Raw genomic sequence first — 6,292 nt, forward strand, 5'->3', positions numbered from 1 at the left:
CGCATGAAATCAGAAAGGCGGGAACAGATTTGGAAGCACATTTGGACCAGGAAATGATTCTCGTCCTCGATTTTGGAGGACAGTACAATCAATTGATCACACGTCGTATTCGGGACCTTGGTGTCTACAGTGAATTGCATTCGCATAAAATCACTGCAGCTGAAGTAAAAGAAATCGCACCTGCTGGTATCATCTTCTCGGGTGGTCCACGTAGCGTCTACGCAGAGGATGCGTACCGGTGTGACCCGGAAATCTTTGACCTCGGTATTCCAATCTTCGGAATCTGTTACGGCATGCAGCTCATGTCACAACATTTCGGCGGAACAGTGGAACGTGCGGGACATCGTGAATATGGAAAAGCCACATTGACGTTACAAGACCCGTCACCGATGTATGCGAACTTACCGCTAGAACAAACGGTCTGGATGAGTCACAGTGACCTCGTCACATCTGTGCCTAACGGATTCGTCGTTGATGGGACGAACGTGTCATGTCCAATCGCTTCGATCAAGAACGAAGAGTTGAAAATGTATGGTGTGCAGTATCACCCAGAAGTAAACCATACGGTCTTCGGAAAAGAATTGCTCAAGAACTTCCTCTTTGAAGTCTGTAAATGTGCAGGCGACTGGTCAATGGAGAACTTCATCGAAATCGAAGTAGCGAAGATTCAAGAACAAGTCGGCGATAAAAAAGTTCTTTGTGCTCTTTCAGGTGGTGTCGACTCGTCTGTCGTCGCAGCTTTGATTCACAAGGCAATCGGTGATCAATTGACATGTATGTTCGTCGATCACGGTTTACTGCGTAAGGGAGAAGCGGAAAGCGTCATGAAGACATTCGCGGATCACTTCCACATGAACGTCATCAAGATTGATGCCCAGGACCGTTTCCTCGACAAACTCCGTGGTATCTCGGATCCAGAGCAGAAACGTAAAATCATCGGCAACGAGTTCGTCTACGTCTTCGACGAAGAAGCTTCGAAGCTGACGGATATGGACTTCCTTGCCCAAGGTACACTCTATACGGATATCATCGAGAGTGGTACGGATACGGCACAAACAATTAAATCACACCACAACGTCGGTGGACTGCCGGAAGACATGCAGTTTGAATTGATCGAACCGATCAACACGTTGTTCAAGGATGAAGTCCGTGAACTTGGGAAAGAACTTGGTCTTTCTGATGAAATCGTCTGGCGTCAGCCGTTCCCAGGACCAGGTCTCGGGATTCGTGTCCTTGGTGAAATCACAGATGAGAAACTCGAAATCGTTCGCGAATCTGATTTCATTCTTCGTGATGAGATTAAAAAAGCTGGACTCGAGCGCGAAATCTGGCAGTACTTCACAGTCCTTCCTCCAATCCGTTCGGTTGGTGTCATGGGCGATGAGCGGACATACGACTATGCTGTCGGAATCCGCGCTGTTACGTCAATTGACGGGATGACTTCAGACTGGGCACGGATCCCATGGGACGTGCTTGAGAAGATCTCGGTTCGAATCGTCAACGAAGTCCAGAACGTTAACCGCGTCCTGTACGATGTGACGTCGAAACCACCTTCAACGATTGAGTGGGAATAAGAACTAGACTTGCTGAGAAAATTCGTCTCATGAAGCCTGTCCTATCAATGTGTTAAAGGGGATAGGTGAAATGAAGTCTGTTTCACCTTCAACAATTCGATTTCAAAATGAAGCTCTCTTTTGTTCACATTATTTGTGAATGGAAGTGAGCTTTTTTCGTAACCAATCGCATCGAACTGTTGGATGACATTAGACAAAATCAATTTATTCGAGAGATTCAATTAAGATGTATCGAGATATTTTGTTAGTTTTTACTGGAATATATAATAAATCATTAAACGGATAGGATGCACGCTCTCCTGATAGATTGGGCATGAGCTGAAGTCGATCGACTAGATTATGGTTTAGTCATAAATTTGACCATGCTATGATGTGGCTGTCTTTGTTTTTCATATCAATAAAAAATATTATCGTATAATTCCGGGGACAGGGTTTGAAAGACTTTACAGGAACACCGTAATGATTTCTACTATGGCGCACATACAACATCGTACCTTTATTGAAACGGCTTTTACTTCTTAGGTAAGGGTCTTTTCTTGTTGCGTAGCATGACTAAAACGTTTTAAACAGGAAAAATTTTAATAATGAACATGCTCTAGTAAACAGGATCAATACATTCCAAAAAGCCTTCAATAATTAAAAAAGATGTACAAAAAAATCAGGTTTAATCAGAAAAAAAGTAGGGGAAATTCAAACTGTTGGTATATAAGATTGATTTTCAAGAGCTAATTATTATTTTTCATGGCATTTATTAAAAAGGAGGAAGAGATCATGACGAGAAAAGAAGATACATTTATCCAAGTATTTAATACCCAAGCGGAAGTACTGAGTAAAGTAAACGAATTGAAAGCGCAGGGATATGACGAAAGAGATATGTATGTCGTGGCTCAAGATAAACATTCCTTCTCCATGGTAGAGAATCAGACAAACGTCAATGTAGATACTGCCGGTGAACAAGAGCACCAAGGATTTATGGGGAAATTCATGGCTGCCTTTTCAGACGACTCTTCTACGGAAGCATTCCGCGGAATGGGCTTATCGCATGATGAATCAGAAGAATACCGTCGTCAGGTAGAAAGCGGCAAGCTGGTTTTATATGTAGACAGCGACTATGGCGATTCTTACGAAAAGCATAATCAAAGCTACAACCAAACTTCTGGAGTAAACGATAATCAATATGATCGCACGGGAGTCGAAGCAAATCGGGATCACAACGACCATCTCTCTGATAACGGCTCTCTTTCCCGGACAGATCGAGACCAAGGCTACGACAACACTTTAAGTGCAGACCGAAGCCAAGACTATGACGATACTCTAGGGGTCGATCGGTCTGGTGCAGATCGGACTGGCGTTACTGAAACGAACAGTGATACAGAAGAAGAACGCCTTCGCCTGCATGAAGAACGGTTAAATGTAGATAAAGAAAGAGTGCAAACAGGGGAAGTAAACGTCAGTAAACACGTAGTCGAAGATCAACAATCGATCGAGGTGCCGGTAGAGAGGGAAGAAGTTTATGTGGAACGGCGTAAAGTGGATCATAATGCGTCGGGAACAGATGCTTTTGTAGATGAGAACGACTCCATTCACGTACCGCTTTCAGAAGAAAAGGTAGTAGTATCAAAAGAAGATGTAGTCTCTGAAGAAATTGTTGTTGGAAAACGTAAAGTGCGAGATACAGAAACTGTATCTGAAACGGTACGACGCGAGGAAGCAGATATTGATGAAGGTACGGATACGAGAACGGACGTAGACCGTGACGATCATAAACGACTGTAATGGACCAAACTAAGAGGGAGATAGCGATCAGCTATCTCCTTTTTTACTGCAAATTAAAGACAACTCAAAAATAACGCTTACAAAACCGAACGTTCGGATAAAATAAGTGGTTAAATTTCGTTTTTATGGTTGACCCATGAATTTGACCGTGCTACGATGTGTCTGTTCTTATTTTTCATACCACTAAAAAAACATAAATAATGCCGTATAATTCTGGGGATAGGGCCCGGAAGTCTCTACAGGAACACCGTAAAGGTTCCTACTACGGCGCACATGCAACATCGTGCGCTTATTGAAACGGCTTTTACCGCTTAGGTAAGGGCCGTTTTTTGTTTTCAAGGAGACGGCTTATTTGGAAGGAAGGCAATCATGAGCACACAATTGAAACAGCCACACCAACCGAAAGCAAAAGAAAATGCGATTGCGCGTTTCTTTGATTTCAATGGGCTTGGTACGAACATGCGTACAGAGTTCATCGCCGGCATGACGACATTCTTCGCGATGGCGTATATCTTATTCGTTAACCCGAATACATTAGCCGAAGCAGGAATGGACGCAGGAGCAGTCTTCGGTGCCACAGCGCTCGTCGCAATCATCGGTTCCATCACAATGGGAGTATTTGCGAATTATCCAATTGCGCTTGCACCGGGTATGGGTTTAAACGCCTTCTTCGCATATAGTGTCGTCATTGGCATGGGTATTCCATGGCAAACTGCACTTTCGGGCGTTCTCGTCTCAGGTCTCGTCTTCATGGTATTAACGGCTTCAGGCATTCGTGAAGTGATCATCAATGCGATTCCAGAGCCGTTGAAAATGGCAGTCGCAGCAGGTATCGGTTTGTTCATCGCCTTTATCGGCTTGAAAACAGGTGGTTTAGTTGTCGCGAACGAAGCAACACTTGTTTCGCTCGGTGACCTAAGCAAGGGAACAACACTTCTCGCAGTATTCGGTCTTGTCGTATCAGCTGTCTTGATGACACGCGGTGTCAAAGGCGCGATTTTCTTCGGAATGATTATAACGGCCATTGCCGGAATGATTTTCGGATTAATTCCAGTTCCGACTAGTTTTGGTGAAATCGTTTCAGCACCACCAAGTATTGCACCGACCTTCGGACAGGCATTTCTTCACTTTAATGAAATCTTCACGGTCCAAATGATGATCGTCATCCTGACTTTCTTCTTCGTTGATTTCTTTGATACAGCGGGCACGTTGGTTGCGGTAGCAAACCAAGCGGGTCTAATTAAAGAAAATAAAGTACCACGCGCAGGTCGCGCATTAATCGCTGACTCAACAGCAACCGTAGCCGGTTCGATTCTCGGAACATCGACGACGGTTTCATACGTTGAATCCAGTGCTGGAGTCGCAGCAGGCGGTCGTTCAGGGATGACAGCCATCGTTACAGCATTGTTCTTCGGTCTCGCTTTATTCTTCTCACCGTTACTCGCGATCATCACTGCGCCGGTCACAGCACCCGCATTGATCATCGTCGGTGTATTGATGGCAGCTTCATTGCTGCAAATCGATTGGAAAAAATTCGAGTATGCGGTTCCGGCTTTCTTGACCGTCATCATGATGCCATTAACGTATTCGATCGCAACAGGGATTGCATTCGGTTTCCTCTTCTACCCGGTCACGATGATCGCAAAAGGACGAGCAAAGGACGTACACCCAATCATGTACGTATTATCACTTGGATTCCTCGGTTACTTCATCTGGTTGCACTAATTCAAACTGCGTCTTTCTTCTATATAGAAGAAAGACGTTTTTTTGTTAGGGAGAGGGTAAGGGAGAAGAGAGAGGGTGATTCAGATGTTACAGCAGATTACTGGACCTGTATTCGAGTACTTGGCTGAGAATAAGTTACTTATTCAATTCGCCAGAAAAGTCGGGTTACCACTTGGTGGAACATTGTTCGTCGGAGGGCAGGGCGCGGAAGAGACACTCGACACAGTCAAACAGTTCAATCAAGATGGACGAGCGGCGACAGTAGATTGTTTAGGTGAATTCATCGAGACTGAACAAGACGCAGTAGATATTGCGAATGAATGCATCAAAGTCATCGGACAAATCAAAGCATATGATCTAGATGCACAAGTATCTTTAAAACTTACTTCAATCGGATTAAGGATTGATCCAGATATCGCCTATCAACAGTTGAGTCGTATTGCAGAGGTTGCTGATCAGAGAAATATGCGTGTGACAGTCAACATGGAAGAAGCAACGATGGTTGAGTCGATTGTGCAAATATTTGAACGCGTGCATGAACGATATCCGAACGTCGGAATTGCATTACAGGCAAATGTATACCGCAGTCGTTTTGATCTAGAACGTCTTCAGGCAACAGTACGTGTCGTCAAAGGCGCATACGATGGAGACGATGAAACCTATATTCAACCTAAAAAGACCGTCGATGAGACGTACCTTCAATTAGTGAAGATTAATTTGTTAGAAGGCAACTACACGCAAATCGCGACACATGATGAACAAGTTATTCAGCAAATCATTGACTTTACTCAAATGAAACAAATTGATCCATCACGGTTTGAATTTCAAATGCTTCAAGGCATGCGACCAAAACGACAACAAGAGCTAGTTCGACAAGGTTATCGTGTCGTCATCTACGTTCCGCATGGTTTGGACTGGTATACGTATTTGATGAGACGGCTAGCAGAACGCCCAGCGAATATCGCGTTTACAGTAGGCGCCATGTTAAGAAGGTAAAGACTTTGCGAAGAGGATTTAAACTCTTTGCAAAGTTTTTTTAAAATAATGCTTGTGTTTGTCGAATTTTGTTGTTATATTAATAAATGTTCCAGCGAGACGCCTTTTATAAACGGTTCGTTGGGGCTGAAAAGTTTTTTAAAAAGCATGGTTGACATAAACAAAACAACCTGTTAATCTATTAAAGTCGCTAAGGCGGCAGACGAACTTTGAAAACTGAA

At 43.8% G+C, this 6,292-nt stretch carries 4 protein-coding genes and 2 riboswitches; all 4 genes read left to right on the top strand.

The genetic code is table 11. The features are described from left to right. Nucleotides 1-53: 53 nt before the first annotated feature. Complete coding sequence (gene guaA, locus B2U10_RS05515; protein WP_051353615.1) at nt 54-1,574, top strand: glutamine-hydrolyzing GMP synthase; 1,521 nt, start codon at nt 54-56, stop codon at nt 1,572-1,574. 390 nt (nt 1,575-1,964) lie between these two features. Further along, a riboswitch (purine riboswitch) is annotated at nt 1,965-2,066 on the top strand. A 279-nt stretch (nt 2,067-2,345) separates the two neighbouring features. Continuing rightward, nucleotides 2,346-3,350 (top strand): DUF2382 domain-containing protein, encoded by a 1,005-nt coding sequence (locus B2U10_RS05520; protein WP_290786228.1) that lies wholly within the window; start codon nt 2,346-2,348, stop codon nt 3,348-3,350. Nucleotides 3,351-3,533: 183 nt separating this feature from the next. Beyond that, nucleotides 3,534-3,635, top strand: a riboswitch (purine riboswitch). Between the two features lie 84 nt (nt 3,636-3,719). Continuing rightward, nucleotides 3,720-5,075, top strand: coding sequence for an NCS2 family permease (locus B2U10_RS05525; protein WP_052019119.1), 1,356 nt, complete (start codon nt 3,720-3,722; stop codon nt 5,073-5,075). 84 nt (nt 5,076-5,159) lie between these two features. Beyond that, complete coding sequence (locus tag B2U10_RS05530) at nt 5,160-6,071, top strand: proline dehydrogenase family protein (RefSeq protein WP_035410931.1); 912 nt, start codon at nt 5,160-5,162, stop codon at nt 6,069-6,071. The last annotated feature ends 221 nt before the right edge of the window (nt 6,072-6,292 follow it).

The sequence above is a fragment of the Exiguobacterium sp. UBA7533 genome, assembly GCF_002479335.1.
Lineage (GTDB): Bacteria > Bacillota > Bacilli > Exiguobacteriales > Exiguobacteriaceae > Exiguobacterium_A.

What these genes read in the sequence shown, in the direction of transcription:
- guaA (WP_051353615.1), top strand. Translation starts at nt 54, where the DNA reads ATGATTCTCGTCCTCGATTTTGGAGGACAGTACAATCAATTGATCACA.
- B2U10_RS05520 (WP_290786228.1), top strand. Translation starts at nt 2,346, where the DNA reads ATGACGAGAAAAGAAGATACATTTATCCAAGTATTTAATACCCAAGCG.
- B2U10_RS05525 (WP_052019119.1), top strand. Translation starts at nt 3,720, where the DNA reads ATGAGCACACAATTGAAACAGCCACACCAACCGAAAGCAAAAGAAAAT.
- B2U10_RS05530 (WP_035410931.1), top strand. Translation starts at nt 5,160, where the DNA reads ATGTTACAGCAGATTACTGGACCTGTATTCGAGTACTTGGCTGAGAAT.